Annotated in this window: 20 protein-coding genes and 1 pseudogene; 10 read left to right on the top strand and 11 right to left on the bottom strand. The window is 40.0% G+C overall.

Features of this window, described 5'->3' with window-relative positions:
* The first annotated feature begins 30 nt into the window (after nt 1-30).
* The 7 genes from KJ678_04125 to KJ678_04155 all read left to right on the top strand — a co-directional run bounded on the left by KJ678_04125 (nt 31) and on the right by KJ678_04155 (nt 6,079).
* The gene (locus tag KJ678_04125) at nt 31-264 is read left to right on the top strand and encodes a hypothetical protein (protein MBU1017318.1); all 234 of its coding nucleotides are present in this window, start codon (nt 31-33) and stop codon (nt 262-264) included.
* Nucleotides 257-670 (top strand): PIN domain-containing protein, encoded by a 414-nt coding sequence (locus tag KJ678_04130; protein MBU1017319.1) that lies wholly within the window; start codon nt 257-259, stop codon nt 668-670. Before KJ678_04125 ends, KJ678_04130 begins: the two co-directional genes overlap by 8 nt.
* A gap of 12 nt (nt 671-682) precedes the next feature.
* The gene (locus KJ678_04135) at nt 683-1,609 is read left to right on the top strand and encodes a hypothetical protein (GenBank protein MBU1017320.1); all 927 of its coding nucleotides are present in this window, start codon (nt 683-685) and stop codon (nt 1,607-1,609) included.
* Between the two features lie 113 nt (nt 1,610-1,722).
* A complete protein-coding gene (locus tag KJ678_04140) occupies nt 1,723-2,889 on the top strand; it encodes a glycosyltransferase (GenBank protein MBU1017321.1) in 1,167 nt (388 codons plus the stop codon).
* A gap of 114 nt (nt 2,890-3,003) precedes the next feature.
* Entirely contained in the window at nt 3,004-3,822 is an 819-nt protein-coding gene (gene mutM / locus KJ678_04145; protein MBU1017322.1) for a bifunctional DNA-formamidopyrimidine glycosylase/DNA-(apurinic or apyrimidinic site) lyase, read from the top strand.
* Complete coding sequence (gene recF / locus KJ678_04150; GenBank protein MBU1017323.1) at nt 3,813-4,868, top strand: DNA replication and repair protein RecF; 1,056 nt, start codon at nt 3,813-3,815, stop codon at nt 4,866-4,868. Before mutM ends, recF begins: the two co-directional genes overlap by 10 nt.
* Before the next feature lie 140 nt (nt 4,869-5,008).
* Nucleotides 5,009-6,079: a Fic family protein gene (locus KJ678_04155; protein MBU1017324.1), complete on the top strand. Its 1,071-nt coding sequence runs from the start codon at nt 5,009-5,011 to the stop codon at nt 6,077-6,079.
* Nucleotides 6,080-6,105: 26 nt separating this feature from the next.
* On the opposite strand, the gene KJ678_04160 is transcribed toward KJ678_04155, so the two are convergent.
* Nucleotides 6,106-7,860: an ATP-dependent DNA ligase gene (locus KJ678_04160; protein MBU1017325.1), complete on the bottom strand. Its 1,755-nt coding sequence runs from the start codon at nt 7,858-7,860 to the stop codon at nt 6,106-6,108.
* Nucleotides 7,861-7,936: 76 nt separating this feature from the next.
* Between KJ678_04160 and KJ678_04165 the strand changes: the two genes are divergently transcribed.
* Together KJ678_04165 and KJ678_04170 are read left to right on the top strand one after the other, a co-directional pair.
* Nucleotides 7,937-8,248, top strand: coding sequence for a DUF4258 domain-containing protein (locus KJ678_04165; protein ID MBU1017326.1), 312 nt, complete (start codon nt 7,937-7,939; stop codon nt 8,246-8,248).
* 87 nt (nt 8,249-8,335) lie between these two features.
* Nucleotides 8,336-8,716: a cupin domain-containing protein gene (locus tag KJ678_04170; protein MBU1017327.1), complete on the top strand. Its 381-nt coding sequence runs from the start codon at nt 8,336-8,338 to the stop codon at nt 8,714-8,716.
* Between the two features lie 10 nt (nt 8,717-8,726).
* On the opposite strand, the gene KJ678_04175 is transcribed toward KJ678_04170, so the two are convergent.
* From KJ678_04175 to KJ678_04215, 9 genes and pseudogenes are all read right to left on the bottom strand, one after another.
* A complete protein-coding gene (locus KJ678_04175; protein MBU1017328.1) occupies nt 8,727-9,596 on the bottom strand; it encodes a Bro-N domain-containing protein in 870 nt (289 codons plus the stop codon).
* A gap of 125 nt (nt 9,597-9,721) precedes the next feature.
* On the bottom strand, nt 9,722-10,582 hold the full coding sequence (locus KJ678_04180; protein MBU1017329.1) for a DMT family transporter: 861 nt from the start codon (nt 10,580-10,582) through the stop codon (nt 9,722-9,724).
* A 48-nt stretch (nt 10,583-10,630) separates the two neighbouring features.
* A complete protein-coding gene (locus tag KJ678_04185) occupies nt 10,631-11,095 on the bottom strand; it encodes a hypothetical protein (protein MBU1017330.1) in 465 nt (154 codons plus the stop codon).
* 25 nt (nt 11,096-11,120) lie between these two features.
* Nucleotides 11,121-12,098: an ABC transporter permease gene (locus KJ678_04190; protein MBU1017331.1), complete on the bottom strand. Its 978-nt coding sequence runs from the start codon at nt 12,096-12,098 to the stop codon at nt 11,121-11,123.
* Nucleotides 12,099-12,505: 407 nt separating this feature from the next.
* Complete coding sequence (locus tag KJ678_04195) at nt 12,506-13,822, bottom strand: HlyD family efflux transporter periplasmic adaptor subunit (protein MBU1017332.1); 1,317 nt, start codon at nt 13,820-13,822, stop codon at nt 12,506-12,508.
* A gap of 50 nt (nt 13,823-13,872) precedes the next feature.
* Complete coding sequence (locus tag KJ678_04200; protein ID MBU1017333.1) at nt 13,873-14,865, bottom strand: HAMP domain-containing histidine kinase; 993 nt, start codon at nt 14,863-14,865, stop codon at nt 13,873-13,875.
* 2 nt (nt 14,866-14,867) lie between these two features.
* On the bottom strand, nt 14,868-15,545 hold the full coding sequence (locus KJ678_04205; protein ID MBU1017334.1) for a response regulator transcription factor: 678 nt from the start codon (nt 15,543-15,545) through the stop codon (nt 14,868-14,870).
* Nucleotides 15,520-15,865 (bottom strand): annotated as a pseudogene (locus tag KJ678_04210) (DUF134 domain-containing protein). The gene KJ678_04205 and the pseudogene KJ678_04210 overlap by 26 nt, the downstream one beginning before the upstream one ends.
* Nucleotides 15,866-15,883: 18 nt before the next feature.
* Nucleotides 15,884-16,129 carry a DUF5320 domain-containing protein gene (locus tag KJ678_04215; protein ID MBU1017335.1) on the bottom strand — a complete coding sequence of 82 codons (246 nt, stop codon included), beginning with the start codon at nt 16,127-16,129 and terminating at the stop codon, nt 15,884-15,886.
* A gap of 120 nt (nt 16,130-16,249) precedes the next feature.
* On the opposite strand from KJ678_04215, the gene KJ678_04220 reads away from it, so the two are divergent.
* Nucleotides 16,250-16,459: a hypothetical protein gene (locus KJ678_04220; GenBank protein ID MBU1017336.1), complete on the top strand. Its 210-nt coding sequence runs from the start codon at nt 16,250-16,252 to the stop codon at nt 16,457-16,459.
* An 83-nt stretch (nt 16,460-16,542) separates the two neighbouring features.
* Here KJ678_04220 and KJ678_04225 read toward each other — a convergent pair.
* Nucleotides 16,543-18,520: BMP family ABC transporter substrate-binding protein (locus tag KJ678_04225; GenBank protein ID MBU1017337.1), on the bottom strand; the 1,978-nt coding region annotated here is incomplete at its 5' end.

The raw sequence follows: 18,520 nt of genomic DNA on the forward strand, positions 1-18,520 counted from the left end.
AAAAATGTCGGTGGTGTATATCCTAGATGTATGTTAATAAGAACGAATGTGTATTTGGAAAACACAATAATCAGCGAGCTTAAGAATATAGCCAAAGAAAACGACTCCACTATGGCCAAAGTAGTAAGAGGGCTACTCCAAGAAGCTTTAAATAAAAACCCCCGCAACATTGAAGGGTTACTTGCTCTAGCAAAAAAAGCTAAATCTACAGGCATAAAAGATTTGGCAAGCAAGCACGACAAATACCTTTACACAAATGGATAAAATATTTATTGACACCGACGCTTTAGTAGCGCTCAACAATCTTTCCGATAAGCTTCACAATAGGGCTTTAGAAGCAGCTAAAAAAATTAACGGGAAATCGTATCAATACTATATTGGGCTAAATATATTGATGGAAACTCTTACAATAGTAAGCCAAAGATGTGGCAAAAAACAAGCTAACGCGCTTCTTAAAGAATTAAGGTCGGAAAATTACATAGTCCTAAACCCTTCCCAAGAAGAGATTCTAATAGCCGAAGAAATATTCGCAAACGCGAGATCTAAAAATTTATCGTATAGCGATTGCATTAGTTTCGCCGTTATGAAAACCCACAATATCTCACAAGCCTTCTCCTTTGACATTCATTTTAAAAAACACGGGTTTAAAAGGATTAGTATAGATAAGTGATATAATGAGAGTATGAGACGAATGGTAGTATTTGATTTCTATAACCTCCTCCACCGCTCATATCACGCTTTTCCGCGAGAGATGAAAACATCCACAGGCGTTCAAACCAACGCAGTTTATGGTTTTATATCATCAGTTTTAAATATAATCAAAGAATTTAATCCTCAATATGTAATTGTCGCAGGGGAGTCAGGACCTTCGTTTAGAAAAGAACAATTTGAAGATTATAAAGCCACCAGAACATGGCGAAAAGACCATCCCGACGAAGCGAAGGAATTGGACGCGCAAGCTGAACTTGTAAAAGAAATATTGTCGGCAATGGAAATCCCTCTAATAGACATCCCAACTTATGAAGCGGACGATGTTATTGGAAGTGTAACGAAAAAATTCGCCAAGGATAATGTGGAAATGCTCCTAATCTCCAACGATATGGATATGTTGCAGTTGGTTAATGGATTTGTTAAGGCGTTTCGTCCCGCAAGACCTCCTTTTGTAAAAAAGAAGATATATACCAAAGAAGAGGTTGTAAAAAGTTTTGGGTTTGGACCGGATAAAATTGTTGATTACAAATCTTTGCGAGGAGACCCTAGCGACAACATTCCTGGTGTAAAAGGAATTGGCGAAAAAACCGCTAAGAAATTAATCCACGAGTTTGGAAGTTTAGAAAACATATATAAAAATATTGATGCCATTACCCCGCCAGCGCTAAAAAAAAAGCTTACGGAAGGAAAAGAAAGCGCGTTCTTGTCAAAAGAGTTATCCACAATTAAAATTGATGTTCCCGTGGAGACTTCTTTAAAAGACGCGGAAATAAAGGATTTCAGAAATGAGAATGTCCTTTCCGCTTTTAATAAATATGAATTTAAATCTTTACTGGAAAAACTCTCCTCGGACAAAACCCCGCCCACACACGAGAATCAAATGGGGCTAGGATTATAATTCCAGCGTCATTGCGATCCGCCAAACTGGCGGAGAAGCAATCCCTAACGAGATTGCTTCGTTGTTCGCCTACGGCTCACTTTCTCGCAATGACGATGTGTTAAAATACTCTTATGCCTAAAATCGCAATTATTCACGACTATCTTAACACTTATGGCGGAGCCGAAAGTGTTGTTAACGCTATTTGGGAGCTTTTTGATAAACCTCCTATCTACACCGCTTTATGGAACCCCAAAGCCTTTGAAGGTACAAAAGCTTTTGAAAATGCAGATATCCGCGTTCCCAAATGGGCAGGTTTCCCCTTCGTAAATAAGTTCTATAAATACTTGGTTCCCTTATATCCCCTAATGTTTGAAAGACTTAATTTGAGCGATTTTGATATTATACTTTCTTCCTCGGCAAATTTTGCCAAAGGAGTAAAAACTAACAAGGGTCAACTGCACATAAGCTACATTCACACACCTCCCCGCTTTTTATACGGATATCCCACCGAAACCGTTAAACGAGATGTATGGTACTGGAAACCAATTCTAAAAGTTGTGGATTATTTCTTATTAAGATGGGACCAAAAAGCCGCGCAAAGACCAGATTTTCTCTTGTGTAATTCAAAAGAGGTAAAGCTGAGAATCAAAAAATTTTATAAACGGGACGCTGAAATAATTCCGCCATTTCTATCCTTGAATAAAGACTATGAAGAGATAAAAGCCGAAGGCGGCGATTACTATTTAATAATTACTAGAATGTCTTTATACAAAAATCCCGATAAAGTTATCTTGGCATGCAAGGAACTTGGGCGGAGTTTAAAAGTTGCGGGGAACGGGAAAGAATTTGAGAGATTTAAAAAAATTGCGGAAGATGTTTCGTCCAACAAAGGCAAGATTGAAATGTTAGGTTTTGTATCCGAAAAAAGAAAAACGGCTTTGCTTAAAGGTTGTCGCGCCTTTATTTACCCAGTTGAATATGAAGATTTTGGAATGGCACCCCTTGAAGCAATGTATTTTGGAAAACCCGCTATAGTTTTAAACCAAGGCGGGCTTAAAGATTACCTTGTGGAGGAATATAACGGCATATATATACAAAAACCCACCGTAGAAGGGGTGGCGAACGCTATAAAAAAATTTGAGGGTATGGAGAAGAAAGTTAATTGGGAAAAGAATTGTAAGAAAACGGCGGAGAGGTATACTAAAGAACAGTTCCAACACAAACTAAAAGAGTTTGTGGAGGAGAAATGGGAGAAGGCATCTCAAATGTTAAATGTCAAATGTCAAAACCACATCTGAAATCTTAAATCTGAATAAGGTGCTCATTAAGTTTTTAGTTTTAAGTTGTGACTACGCGAAGCGAACTTACTTCGTAACTTTTGAGATTTGCGTTTTGAGATTTGACATTCTTTTATGCCCGAACTACCAGAAGTAACTACAATTACAAATCAACTTAAAAAAGAGGTGGTAGGTAAAAAAATCTCTTCTGTTTTTATTAACCAAAATTACAAGGTGTATCCTTCAAACGAAGAATTTATTAAGGATGTCCTTGGCTCTAAAGTTCGGGATGTTTTTAGAATTGCAAAAGTAATCGTTATTGAAATTAAAAAAGGCGATGAAGAAAAGTATATTGCAATACATTTAGCTATGACCGGCCGGTTACAATTAGCTAAAGATTCGCCTTATCTAGTTAAATGCGAGTTTGAAGACAAATCAAAAATAGTTTTTGCGGACCAGAGGCGGTTTGGATATGTAAAACTTTTAGATGAAGTAGAACTTGCGAAACTTAAAAATAAATACGGCCCCGATCCTTCGGAAGTTACCGCTATAAAGTTTGAGAAAAGGATTAAGAGCAAAAACACGAATATAAAAAACGCGCTATTGGACCAACAAATAATTGCCGGAATCGGCAACATTTACGCAAACGAGGCTTTGTTTATGGCTAAAATTCATCCCAAAACCCGTACTAACAATATAACAACACAACAATACAGCCATTTACTCGCAGAAATTAAGCAAGTTTTATCTGATGCTATTAAACATAAAGGGTCAACCTTATCCGACTTAATGTATAGTGACATTTATGGAAAATATGGGGAACATCAAAAATACTTTAAGATTTATGGAAAACAAAATGAAAACTGCGCGGTCTGCAAAACTAGAATTGAGTTTATAATCCTAAATGGACGCGGGACTTATTTCTGCCCTGCTTGCCAAAAACTATGTTTATAAAAGAGCTGACCCTAACAAATTTTAGAAATCACAAAAAGGCTACCTTTAACTTCAGTAAGGGTGTTAATTTAATACTGGGCCCAAACACTTCGGGCAAATCAAATGTCCTTGAGGTTTTATATTTTTTAGCCACGGGCTCATTTATAAAAGCGAGTTTAGATGGAGACATTATCGCTTACAACGAAAGCTTTTGCAGAATAGACGCAGTGGTTAATAAAAAAGAGGATGCTGTTAGCCTATCCAGCGCTGTAGTATATGTAGAAGAGACCGATAAAACCACAAAAACTTATGAGGTTAACAAAATAAAAAGAGCAAAAAATAAATTTTTGGGAAATTTTTACGCCGTTTTGTTTACTCCGGAAAGCTTGGAGCTTGTTACCGACTCCCCTTCTCTAAGGCGCGAATATATGGATTTTGTGTTGTCTCAAACCGATCCTAAATATCGGGTTATTAAACCTCTTTATGATAAGGTGGTAAGAAACCGAAACCGCATTTTGGAAAAAATTAGGGACACTCGCGTATCCTCCGTTCAACTGGATTATTGGGATATGAAAACTCTGGAATATGGAATATATATCCAAAATACGAGAGATGCTTTTTTTAATTTCGTGGACAGAGAAATGGGCGACACTTCTAAATTATTAGGTCTCAAAAACCTTAAAATTAATTATTTAAAAAACCCTATTTCAAAAGAGCGGCTACAAGACTTTCGTTTAAAAGATATTCAAGCAGGGGTAACTTTAATAGGTCCCCACCGAGACGATTTTGAGTTTTTGCTACAGAACCGAAACCTAAAAAGTTTTGGCTCGCGAGGAGAACAAAGAACTGGAGCGATAGCCCTTAAAATGCGCGAACTTGCGTTTATTAGAAACGAATTGAACAACAACCCCACTCTTCTTTTAGACGATATCTTTAGCGAACTAGATGAGAAACATAGAGAAACCATAATAAATATCTGCCAAGACCAACAAACTATAATTACTTCGGCAGAAAAAGATTTAGTCCCCAAACCCCTAATAGCTCTTGCTAAAACATTTTATCTTTAGGATTATTTTTCTTGCGGGAAATTTGCGGAAATTTTGCGGGAAATGGTAGAATGGGAAGAAGGGATGGTTTTATGGCTTTATTGTTTTCTGGTTTCAATAACAATACAACAATACGGCAATAAAACAATTATCAGATTAATATGTATTCTCCAAAATACACTATAACTAACAACATATTAAACAATGTGGGGCGGGTAGAGGCGGCAAAAGAAATTATTGAAAACTCCCCTCTTATACCTTCATGGGAAAGGGATTTTGTAAAAGACGCGCAAATAAGAACTGTTCACTACTCTACTCATTTGGAAGGCAATCCTTTGGAATTTCCGGAAGTGAAAAAAATAATAGAAGGCTACGAAGAAGATGTTATCGCTCACGATAGAGATGTTTATGAGGTAATAAATTATAGAGAACTTGTCCGTTTTATAGAAAAACTTTTTGAGGAATCCAAAAAGAATAAAAAAACTTCCGCGGATATTATAAACTTAAATTTAATCTTAAAAATACATAAAATACTTTCTCATAAAATATTAAAGGAGGAGAGGCAAGGGAAAATAAGAATTAAAAACGCCAATTTAATAAGTTCAAAAAATTTTGAAAAAGTATTAACATTTCCAAAAGCTGGTGAAATACCGCTTTTATTGGAAAATTTCTTGGCTTGGCTAATTTCCAAAGAAGGAAAAGGGATACATCCCGTTCTAAAGGCGGGAATTGTCCACTATGAGGTGACAAAAATTCACCCTTTTGACGACCAAAATGGTCGAACTGCTCGGGCGCTTTCAACATTAATTTTGTATCTGGACGGGTACAACATTAAAAGTTTTTTTTCGCTGGACGAACATTTTGACCAAAACCCGATGGATTACTATAACCATTTGGCAAGCGTTCAAGAAAATAACGGGGATTTAACAGAGTGGCTAACATATTTTAGCAAAACCCTTGCCATTGAACTTAATAGAATTAAAAACAAGGTTTTGAAATTGTCCAAAGACGCGAAACTAAAGGATGTTGTTGGACAGGTAGCGTTAAGCGAAAGGCAGGAAAAGATTGTAAATTACATTCAGGATTTTGGATTCATAAATAACAGCAAGTGGAAGAAAATATTTTCAGATTACAGCGACGACACAATTTTAAGAGATTTGCAGGAATTGTTGAAAAATAAGATCATAAAAAAGGTTGGAAAAACAAAATCGGCAAGGTATGTTTTAAGATAAAAAAGAATGGTTATATGGTTTTATTGTTACTTCTTCCAAAGTTTGTACAAGTTTTTTAATTCTTGAACGGTGGTGGCGTCTTTGGTTGCAATGTCATCTCTAAAAGCAATAAGTCTCGGAAACCGCAAAGCGTACCCCGCTGTGTGAATTGGGCTTACGGTTATTTCATCCGCTCTTATAGAAGTTAAAATTTTAGGCTCGCACCATACATCGCAAAAAAGCTCTTTTGGGACAATATACTCCTTTGGTTTTTCCAAAACCTTTATTTTATCGCAACGAGCTTTTAATTCCCCCCACTGCTCGTCGGTTAAACCAGTACCAATTTTGGCTATGGTTTTAAATGTGTCGGACTTTTCGTCCAGCGCCCCCACCAAAAAAGCCCCCACACCAAATTTTGCGCGCTGTCCCGCTCCTTTATAATACCCAAGAACGATAGGTTCTAATGTATCTTCCAATCCCCCTGTTTCTTCTCTTTTAAATTTAATCCACGCATACCCTCTTGAACCAACGGTATAAGAAGCGTTTAAATCTTTGGCTACAATCCCCTCAAGACCCTTTTCTATAGCTCTGTTAAAAACTTCCATAAGTTTATCCGCGGTATCCACAATTGTCTCGGGGGCAACGATGATTTTACCGTCCTCGTGAATTATTTTCTTTAAGATTTCTCGCCTATTCTTAAAAGAAGTGTGTATTAGCGATTCTCCGTTATAAAATAAAATATCAAAAACAATAAGTTTCAGAGGAATCTCTTCTGCCATAGCTTTTACATTATGTTTTCTTTTTCTTTTAATGGTTATTTGAAAAGAAACAAACTCCCCTGTTTTGGGGCTCATTCCAATAGCCTCGCAATCTAATATAGCAGTTTGCGCATTAACATTGTTTAAAACGGCGGAAGTTACATCGGGAAACATAGGAGTAGTTTCTTCCAAATTTCTCGTAAAAGTTTTAACAAAAGGAGTTTCCTCTTTTAGTAAAGAATCGCCGCCCAAAGTGAACAATGTTCTAGTTCTGTCCAGATGTATTTGAACTCTTGTGCCATCATATTTGTTTTCTATAGCGGATATTTTATGCCTTTTTATAATATCCTCTGCCGTATCAACTCGCTGGCAACGGGCGGAAAGAATTGGCACCCCGGTTTCTATGTTTATGTTTCTAATTCCACCAATTCCTTCTTCTTTTAACTTTTTTGCTATAAAACCAATATTTGGGTAGATTCTGTATTTTTCTTCAATTTGCTTTTTAAGAGACTTATCCTCTTTTTCCATCCACGACAACGCTTCTATTAGAGTAATTTCCGAAAACCCAAGCCGCATTGTTCCAAGAACTATTTTAATTGCGTATTTAGCGCCTAAACCGTCCATATTTTTTATTAAAGAGGACAACTGCTGTATTTTTCTTTCTTGGGAACCTTCTCCCTCATCTAAAGCGATTTGTTTTAGCTTTTTATGCGCGTCTAAAATTGACAACGCCCCTTCATTTTTGTTTTGCGAAAAGAATTCTGCGGTTTTTCCAAGGTCTCCCAGCTCTTTATATTTTTTTAGAACGACCTCTTTTTCTTTGTTGTACGCAAAAGACAAAGCGCGCATAGCCATTTTTTCCGCCAGATTAAACTGCAAACTCTGATATGGGGGTTCTAAAGTTCCAAGCGACAAAAAAGCGGTTTCGTAAATTTCGTTTACGGAAACGGAATTAAAAAGTTCGGCGAGGATAGCGGTTATTTCAAGTCGTTTGGGTGTTTCGGATAATTTTTCAAGATATTCGCAAAGGGTTTTAAACAGCATAAATACATTCTATCAAAAAGGGTTCAACCCTAAAAGGGTTTGAACCCTAATTAGCATCTGTTATTATAAAAAGAATATGGGTAACAGAAACTATGGTGGAGTTATTTGGACAAACCACGCTTTAGAAAGACTCGTTCAACGGGGTTTGCCCCAAGATTGGGCTTGGCAAACTTTTCAGTACCCCGAGGAGTCAAAACAGGGAAAGCAAGCAGGGACAGTTGAGTATGGGCGAAGATTTGGGGATTATAAAGTTTTAGTGGTGGCGAAACAGAATGAACGCGGGGAATGGCTTATACTTTCTTGTTGGGTAAACCCGCCATTTGCTAAAAAAGCGGGGTTTTGGAAAAAGCTTTGGTTACTATTCTTGCGAGATGTCCTCAAACTCTAAGAGGGGAGTCTCTTTCCCAAAGGTCTCTCCTTGTACAAGGAGAGACCTTAGTCTATGAGTTATTAGGTTATGAAAGAGGTGATATTTATGGCAGGATATGTAGAAAACATTGAAAAATTAACTTTAGAAAATAGCTTTTTTAGAAAAGTGCTTTTTACCGCGCCTCATTCGCAATTGGTTTTAATGTGTCTTAAACCAAATGAAGATATTGGAATGGAAGTCCATAACAATGTAGATCAATTTTTTAGGATTGAGGAAGGCGAAGGAAAAGTTATTCTAAACGGCGAGGAACATATAATCAGTGATGGGTCTGCGGTAATAGTTCCAGCGGGAACCGAGCATAATGTAATAAATACTTCTGCAGACAAAAACCTTAAGTTATACACCATATACAGCCCGGCAAACCACAAAGACGGTACGGTTCACCAAACCAGAGCGGAAGCTATGGTCGCCGAGGAAGAGGAATAAATTAGTATCCTCATAAGGTCGGCTGTAAACTGGTTAGAAATTTCTTGTTATCCCGTTTTTCAAGAATACCCTTCAGACGAGGTAGGTAGTTCTTTTTAGAAACAACTGACCTTCCCAATTCTTTTTCAAGTTCTTTTCTGGCGTTTCCCGCAATCCCCCCACCTCTTCCTGCGTCCTTTTTTAATTTTGGCACACCCTTTGAATCTTCTGTGCGATGAATTTCAGTTGTAGACCGTTCCCCAAGCATGGTAAAAATAAGTTCAAAATCATCCATATGGTCTCTTAAATTCTCCCGTTTCAGTCCTTTTAGTTTTTTATATTCATTAGGTTTTAACCCAAAGGTAGCCTGCGAAATCTCCGCGGTTAAAATTTCATATTCTATTTGCTTTCTCGCTCCTCGCTTTTGCCACTCATCTGTTAATTCTTCGCGAATAGCAATTCCGCGCATTCTCTTTTCAATCCAATCTTCACTATAGCCTTTTAACTTGTAAAGCATTCTTGTTCGTTTGGTAGCAAGCTCCGGATTCTCTATCTCTCGCACCCTTTCATAGCCAACTTTAGCTAACCAACGTTTAAATGGTTCAGCTTTTGGAGAGGGGATGGATTGAATAATTCTAAAAATTCCTTCGGTAGTGGAGCAATTCATCTTTTGTAAACCCCCTTCAGTTTGGATGGAAAGGGGGGTGGCAATTTGCCCCCACCCTTTAGAAAGTTCGGGATCTCTGCGACGCATATCTTTAATATACCCCTCTGGTTGAACCGAATCTGTTAGTACCGCTACTATATCCACAATTACAAACCACCACTCATTATTATGAATAGTTTTTCTAATCTTTTTCCCCTTAAATATCGCAATTTTAGTAGGTACTTTTTCAATCATAAAATTTACGCTCTCTCATTTAGAGTATATGGAATTTCTAGAACAAGGTCAAACAGGAGGGTCAATTAGGGATAGACCCGAATCGGGTCTATCCCTCGTTCGTCAAAAGAGACAATTACTTTTCCTCAAATTAAAAAATATACTCCCGCTATAGCTGTTACACCAGCAATTATTTTTCTTAAAATGTGTTGCCTTTCCTTTAGAAAGAGTATCCCCATAAGAACGGTGAAAAGCGTGGATGTCTGGACAATAGGTATTACTCTTGTTGCTTCGGCAGTTTCCAGCGCTTTTAGTTGCAGTAGATAACCCACAACATTTAACCCCGCAAGCGCAAAAACTCTCCACGACGCAATTTTTAGTTCTGATTTAATCGCGCTGAATTTGACGCGAGGAAAATATATAAAAATAACTGGAACAGTCCAAATAAAAATGCTGTAGGTCTCCGCATTAAAAGATTGCGCGCCTAGTTTATCCAAAGCCCACCCCAACCCCAACATAATACTGATTAATACAGCTATAGCTACCCCTTTTGCCGAAGATTTTTTGGTTTTGGTTTTATTGTTATTAAGAGAAACTATAACCAACGCTGTAATAATTAATATCCCCCCCAACAATTTGTGGGACGTTAAAGGTTCGGAATATAGAAAGATAGCACTGATAAACGCTACTAAAACACTTATATTCATCACTGTGGTTAGAACAGAAGCGTCTAAAAGTTTGGAAGCAACGAAACGTCCCCTCTCAAACATAGCGTAACAAAAAGAGGCTACTACTAGCGCTAACCAAGCTTTTGGAGAAGTAGATAAAGTAAAATCTCTGAAAGAACCCATTGTAAAGAAAATTAAAAGAGCAATTACTGCGGCGATAAAATTAAACACTACCGCCATTGCTCGGGGGTTTTTACTCTCAACAGCAACTATCCTCTGCAATAAATTAAGCGAGGTAAAGAAAAGTACGGAACCGCAAGCCAATAATATCCAAGTCATATTCCCAATTATAATTGAAATTGAAAAGTCTATCCCTATTTAAAATATTTATTGCTCCGTGGTATCGCTCGGAGTTTGAGAAGGCTGATCCCCCCTTGGCATTCCTTGAAACATTCCCCCGCCTATTGAAACACTTTGCGCAGTTATGCTCCCATCAGAATTTTGCTCCCCCAAAGCAGTTACTTGTATCCCGTTTACTAAATCGGACTTTGTTCCCTCAGACATTTTGTTTATCTTGGTAGAATCGGAAATTATAATAAGTTTACTGCTACCGTCTTGCATTTTTACAGTCACACTCTCATTATCCATACTAGTTATCTCCCCACTGACGGGACGAGACATTGCAGTGTTTCCTTGCCTAGCTGTTCCTCCTTGTTGAGGAGCAAATTCCCTGTTCATCCGCCCAGCTAAATTCCCCCGCTGGCTCTTCTGGTACTGTGAACCTGCATAAAAACCCAAACCCCCAACAAGTACGATTGCCAAAATTGTAATTATCACATTGTTTTTTGCCATAAATCTATCACCCCCTCAAAAAATATTACTCATAACGCAATGCCTCTATAGGCTGTAAGTTAGCGGCTTTACGAGCGGGGTACCAACCAAACAACACTCCAATCCCTGCCGATACGGCAAAGGCAAGCAAAACAGAGTTTGCCGAAACCGCAAAAATGGAACTGTTAATTTTGGAGTAAATATAAAACCCAACAACACCAATAATCACCCCAATTATCCCGCCACTAAAAGTTAAAATAATAGATTCGGTAAGAAATTGAAGTATAATAACTTTTTTCTTTGCTCCCAACGCCTTTCTTAACCCTATTTCCCTTGTTCTTTCCGTAACGGACATAAGCATAATATTCATAATTCCAATCCCGCCCACCAGCAAAGAAATTGCCGCAATTCCAGAAAGCATACTGGTAAAAGTTCCAGTAACTGCCGATGCCGTTTCTAAAATATCCGCCTGCGACATAATTCTAAAATCGGCGTTTGCCACATCCTGATTTTGCATTCCCGACCCTCCTTTTGATTTAGTTATACCAATAACTTGAAATGTTTTTCCAGAAATCCTAATACTTTGTCCCACCGTGTCAACCCCCGCGCCAAACAAATCCTTCGCCACAGTTGGTCCTAAAACTGCCACTTTTGAAAGTACTAAAATATTTTGAGCGGTTATAAAACTTCCCGAGATAAGAGTTATTTTTCTAACTTCCGCGTAAATTGGTTCAACGCCAATAATTTGCGTATTAGTATTGTTTCGTCCCGCGGTTACTTGCGCGCGACCGGAATACTCAGGAGACACGCTTTTTATGGTAGTTACTTGCGACGAACTTTTTATAGCTTGCGCGTCTTCATTAGTTAAAGTTGTTGCCCCTCCCGCCGCTCCGCGAACAATTCCAGACGAGCGGGAACCGGGCGAAACCGTTAGCAAATTTGAGCCGATAGACTGAATTTGAGACTGAACCGCCCGCTTGCCCGCCTGAAAGTTTATTTGGCGGATAATCCAACCGATCGGCAAGCCCCACCAATTCCAACAAACTCTTTGCTTTGCTCATTTGCGTCTCTTCAGAAACACCCGCGTATTCCATAGGAATCATTACATTATCCAAAGCGGAAGTTCTCGGAAGAAGGTTATAAGCCTGAAAAACAAACCCGATTTTGCGGTTTCTTATATCTGCCAATTCATCATCCGAAAGTTTTCCCACATCTTTGCCATCAAGAGTGTATGTTCCGCTTGTGGGCAAATCCAGCGCGCCTAAAATATGCATTAAAGTAGATTTTCCAGAACCCGAAGGCCCCATAATCGCCACAAATTCGCCTTTGTAAATTGTTAAAGAGATATTGGACAAAACAACATTTTCCAAATCTCCCGTTTTGTACACCTTTGTTAAATGAGAAATTTTAATAAGTGGGGTTTTCATAGTATTAAAAACCTCGCGGGGACCTGCCGCCAGTTCCTCCAAATCCGCTAAATGGAGAAGGAGTATTGTTCGTTTGATTATTATCCCCTGCTGTTATCACAGCTGTTACTACTTCATCTCCTTCGTTAATTCCAGATATTATTTCGGTTTGATAGTCGTTTGACTCCCCCACTTCAACTTGAACCGTGGTAAAAATATTATCCTTTTTAACTTGTATGGTGGATGCGCCTCCAACGGTTGTAATGGACACGGTGGGAACCAAGATTACCTCGTTTTTAATACGGGTAATTATCTCCACATTAACTGACATATTAGGATATATATCCAGAGATGTTGGGTCAAGCAAAATCGTAACCGGGTAAGAGGTAACTCCCGAGCTTATACTCCCACTGGTGTTTACCGCCAGCACTTTTCCTGTAAAAGATTTATCGGGAAAAGCATCCAAAGTAAGAAGGGCTTTTTGATTAGCTTTTATATTAATGATATCCATTTCAGGCAAATTTACCGAGGCAATAAGCTGTCCATTAGGGTTACTTATTTTTCCAATTGTTTGGGCAGAAACAATTGTCGCCCCGCTGGTGTTGCTGGTGGTGGAATTGGCGGATATAACAGAGCCGGAAGAAAGCGTTACATCGCTTATTACTCCGGCAGAGGGCGCTAAAATAGTTGAGGAGTTTTCTTGATAATCTCGTAATTTGGATGTTGATTTGGCATAAGCCGCCCAAATCTCCGCGTCAGCGTTTTTATATTTTAATTCAGAAACTTCAACCGCTTTTTTAGCTTGTGTTAAAGTCTCGTCAAAAACCGCCTTTTCGTATTCCGAATAATCCAACTCCTCGTCATTTTTTTGGTGGGCAACCGCGTCATCCGCGTCAAGAATTGCCTGTTGGTCAGTTAGCAATTGTATTTTAGCGTCAACTTTGCTTTTTTCGGCTGTTTTTACCGCTTCCAACGCGTCAAGATAGTTCACCCACGCGATAGTTTCTCGTTCCTTCGCGTAATCGTCAAGCTCCACATCGGCAATTTTTTGCCCTTTCTTTACAGTATCACCGTTAGTCACATAAACTTTTTTTACCACTCCCGATACTTTTGTGGTTACATTGGTACTGTTTCCCGCGGTTATGGAACCGGAAGCGGAAATTGCGGTAATTAAAGAACCTTTCGTGGCAATTGCGGTCTCGTAAGTTGTCTCTTTGCTTTGAGAATTAACAATCGTATGCCTAATTAAAATAGCAAGGACTATAATAATAACCAAAAATATAAACTTCTTTTTGATAGAAACTTTAAATAGATAGTTTTTTATAGCCCCCAATTTTTTCATATTAATGAAGTTTAATAACAAAATCTTAATTCTTGCTTAAGGGCAGAATATTACAAACGGGCAAGAGGAAGCGAAACCTCAAAAGTGGAACCTTTGCCGATTTCACTGGTAACATTAATGGAACCTTTATAATCCAAAACAATTTTTTTAGCAATAGAAAGACCTAAACCATACCCCTCAACAAGCGAACGGGATTTATCCGCTCTAAAGAATCTTTCAAATATATGAGGCAAATCTTCTTTTGATATTCCTGCTCCTTGGTCAGAAAGGGCGATTTTGACTTTGTGGTCAGAATTTTCGGAAACAATGGTTATTTTTGAATTCTCGTAACTATATTTTATTGCGTTATCTAGCAAAATCACAAATACTTCCGTAAGTTCGTCCCTGCCCCCTTTAACAAAAGCTGACGACACTTTTGTAACAATCTCAATATTCTTTTTCTTTGCCAAGGGAGACATTTTATTACACACACTTTTAATAATCTCGCGCAAAGAAATGTTTTCTATGTTTTTGCCATTATTAATTGTGTGTACTCGAGCAATTTTTAGCAGACTGTTCGAGAGGTTTTGCAATGCCCCCAATTCTTCAAGATTGCTTGAAATAAGTTTTCTTGCTTGCTTTTCGGATATTCGTTTTTCCAAAAGTTTTCCTTCCATTTCCGCTCTAAGAGTGGCGATGGGCGTTCGGAGTTCGTGGGAGGCGTCGGAAATAAATTGATTCTGCTCGTCAATCATAAGTTTTATGGGGCGAAGAGTTCTGCCTGCCAAAAAATACCCCGCTCCGCCAGAAACGGTGAGAATACCCAAATTTATTAAAAGCAAAGTATTGGCAAGTTGCCGTCTTTGTTCTTGCAATTCCTCCACACCAAACCCAAAATTGCTCGGGGGACGAGGTAAACTTCTTATTCGGTTATTGTGCAGACGAATTAAATTTTCAATTTGGCGGGAAACATTGCCGAAAATTGCCAAACTAAAAAACGCACTAACAAACATTATGATAATAAGATACCAAGCGGTTAATTTAAGACGAGTTGTCTGAAACATACTCATTTTTCTTCCTCCCTTATTTCATAACCAAATCCGCGAACAGTTCGGATTAATGACGAATTAAAAGGAACATCTATTTTATCCCGTAAATGTTTTATATGAACTTCAACCGTGTTTGGCAAAACATCAGAATCATAATTCCATACTTGAGTTACTATCTGCTCTTTTGTAACAACTTTGTTTTTATGCTTTATAAGATATTCAAGGATAGAAAATTCTTTGGGGGATAGTGTGATTAATTTACCGCCTCTTTGTACCTTAAAGGTTGCGGGGTCCATTGTTAAATCTTTAACTTGCAGTATAGTCTCAACCACATTTGAGGACCGACGGACGAGAGCGCAGATGCGGGCAAATAATTCTTCAAATGAAAACGGCTTAACCATATAATCATCGGAGCCAACATCAAGCCCCGAAACTTTATCGGAAATCTGACCCTTGGCGGTAAGAATTAAAATAGGAGTAGCTATTCCTTCTTTTCTAATTTTTTGACAAATCTCAAGACCGTTTATTTTTGGAAGCATTAAATCAAGAATAATAAGGTCAAAACTTTCACCAATTGCCAAATCCAGCCCCGTTTCGCCGTCGTAAGCTAAATCCACAGCATATCTTTGAAGTTCCAAAGCTCGTTTGATGGCGTTTGCTAGTTTAACTTCATCTTCCACAACGAGTATTTTCATAGCTTAATAGTATACCTCTATTTCTTAACTTTTGCTTAAGATTGCGCAAGTTGAAGACGGATTGCCTTGCCGAAAATTAAAGCGTTGGCAACCTTTTTACAGGCACTGTCCAAAATTCTGGCAAATGTGGGCTGGGAAATCTTCATTTTTTTGGCAGACTCTGTTTGGTCTAACCCATCAACCTCATACAGCTTTAACGCTTCAAGCTCATCGGGCAATAGCAAAACCTCATCAAGCAATCGCAGAGGTATGCCTTGAGGTTTAAAATAAAAAACATTCGGCTTAAACCGCACACAGCGGGGTATTTTATGTCTGGTCATATTTTTCACAATTGACGCTTACTCACTGGCGCTTAATTCCTTCTCCTCTTTTTTAACATCCTCAAGCTCTTCTTCCAAAGCTTTTTTATAGTCGGAAAAATCTTTTAGCTTTTCTTCTTTAGTTTGAGGCTTATCCCAACCAAAATACCTCCCCAAACCTCGCCCAGCTCCAAACCCTCTGCGCCAACCCAAACCGCACATCCCAAAACCTTTTCCTGTTGTAGGTCCCATACCTTGCGGACCTGTTTTATCAAAATTGGACATTGTTTTTCACCGCCTTTCTTTAGCGTATAAACTAAATAATACTTGAATACCTATTCATTATATTCCACCGCTTTTTATTTGTCAATAAAAAAAGACTAGAATTTGTAGTATTATTAAAAAATGGAACCTAATAAAAATGTTATTATGTGGCTTGTTCTTTTTCCTCCCCTTGGCGTGGCTAGGGTATGGACAGTTTCCACTTGGAGTAAAAAAAGAAAGATTTTAATAACTGTTCTTGTTGGACTTTACTTTATAGCAACAATACTCGCAACCATAGCTCCCCTTTGGTATGTAAAAAACCTATTAAACAACTACTCTTTGGGGATATAACTAAAAGTCTCTAAAAACAAAAACGCCCCCGTATTGGCTCAAGTAAAATACCTTGATTCCTTTACGGGGGGGTCTAACACAAACTACTGCGGTAGCTCCGCAGTTATGCCTTCAGCCCACCACTTCATACAGTATTTGCAGTCCAAACCGTATTCAGGGAAAGCGTCCAAATCTACCTGCTCCAGTCTCTCGCCCACCGGCACCACAACATTGCCCTTGTTGTCGTTGATGGGGCCGGTAAACACATCAAAACGGGTGAACTCCCCCTTCAACATCTTGGCCAGGAGGTCGCTTACTTCCTGAAGCACCTCGGGGGGCAGGTCTTTCATACCCATAGTGAGTTCCTGACCAGCCATAAAACCGAATAGCCCCAGGGCGCCAGTGTCGGCATCAAAGTAGTCCCAGCCCGGCTTGTAGTTACCGTCGATGACTCCTTGGGTAATCTTGGCGTAAATCGGACCCCAAACCCAGTACGGCGCGGTAAGGCACCTCTCCACCTTGCAAGAACCGACCCAGTCGTAAGTAACACCCCATTTACCCTTTGCCTGCGCCACATCGGCCACGGCGGGCGTATCCGCGCCCGTGAAGACCACCTGCGCGCCCGCGTCAAACAAAGAAGCGGCTGCTTCCTTTTCGATAATCGGGTCGTGCCAGGTATTTATCCAGCGCACATCCATCGTACATTCAGGGCAGGTCTTCTTCATGCCCAAGGCGATGGCGTTGCCCAGGCGGATCTCTTCGGGGATGGGGAAGGTTGCCATATAGCCCAGCTTCGGATTACCGTCCTGCTTGGCGCGGGCGCCGGCCAACATACCGGCCAGATACTTCATGTCCTCCATCGCTCCCATCAAGTTGCCGAAGTTCGTCTGGTTGGACTTGATGCCGGTCAGGTGGATGTACATGATGTTGGGGAACTCGCCGGCCACGACTTCCATCGGGTCCATGAAGCCGAAGGATGTGCCCAGGATCAGGTTGAAGCCCTTGCGGGAGAGGCTGCGGAAGACCTGTTCCGATTCAGCGCCTTCAGGGATGTTTTCCACATAGGCGATATGAACATTGGGGACATTCTGCTCGACATATTGCAGTCCTTCGTAGTGCGCCTGGCTCCAGCCCCCGTCGTCATGCGGACCGATGAGCACAGCGGCCACATTGAACTTGTCCTTGACGACGTCTGGGATCTGCATACCACCACTCTCCGCAACCGGCGTTGCCACTAGCGTCACAACAGTCGGTTTCGGTGTGGGTTCCGGGTTCGGCTGGAATTTGCTAAACTTAGTATCCGCGGGGTCGTAATTGTCTACAATCCCCAAAGTTACCAAGCCAGCATTCTTGGCCGCAATACCCCAAAACACACCAATTGGATTGCTACCGTCAGACAGTTTGTCATCGGGATTACCACCCCCGGCTAAGTCAGAATTGGCACGGACAACAGCGCACTGTTTGTGTAATAGTTCACACACATGTAGAAACGCGCTACCTTCCATCTCGATGAATGTAAGTCCCAAGTCCTTATCCAAGTACTCACGAAACTCGGCATTGTCTAGGAAAGTCTGGGACGAACCCGCGCGACCCCCTACAACCAAATTCACCGGCTTTGTCAAGCACACACCTTCGCTACACGATGCAAGCTTGCTCGCGCTCACTTTTTCTGCGGCGGCCAGTAAGGCGGGACTTGCCCCAAACCAGTATTGAGACTTCCCACCCGGCATAGAACTTGGTGCTATTTGCATTGCCCCATATGCCGGATAGGCAGGTTCGAACCATGGGGGGCAGGCATTCTCGCCAGCAGATGTTTGGTTACACCAGTAGTTCTCCTGATAGTGGATCATCCACTGTGGCACCATAACATCTCCGATGTGCCCCTCCTCAGAAGTGCCCCCGGATATACCAGTGTACAGCCCTGTATCCCCCTTGAAAAGCAACCACGCTAACATGGAAGAAGCCGCCGCATTAACCATACTGGTATCCGACACCGCGGCAACCACGGGATCTCCGTGGTAGGTTCCGAGCGTGAATGTGATAGCATCGCTGGCGTAAGGTAGCACAATAGTACTCGTTACA

The sequence above is a fragment of the Patescibacteria group bacterium genome (assembly GCA_018817085.1).
Classification (GTDB): domain Bacteria; phylum Patescibacteriota; class WWE3; order CG2-30-40-12; family CG2-30-40-12; genus CG2-30-40-12.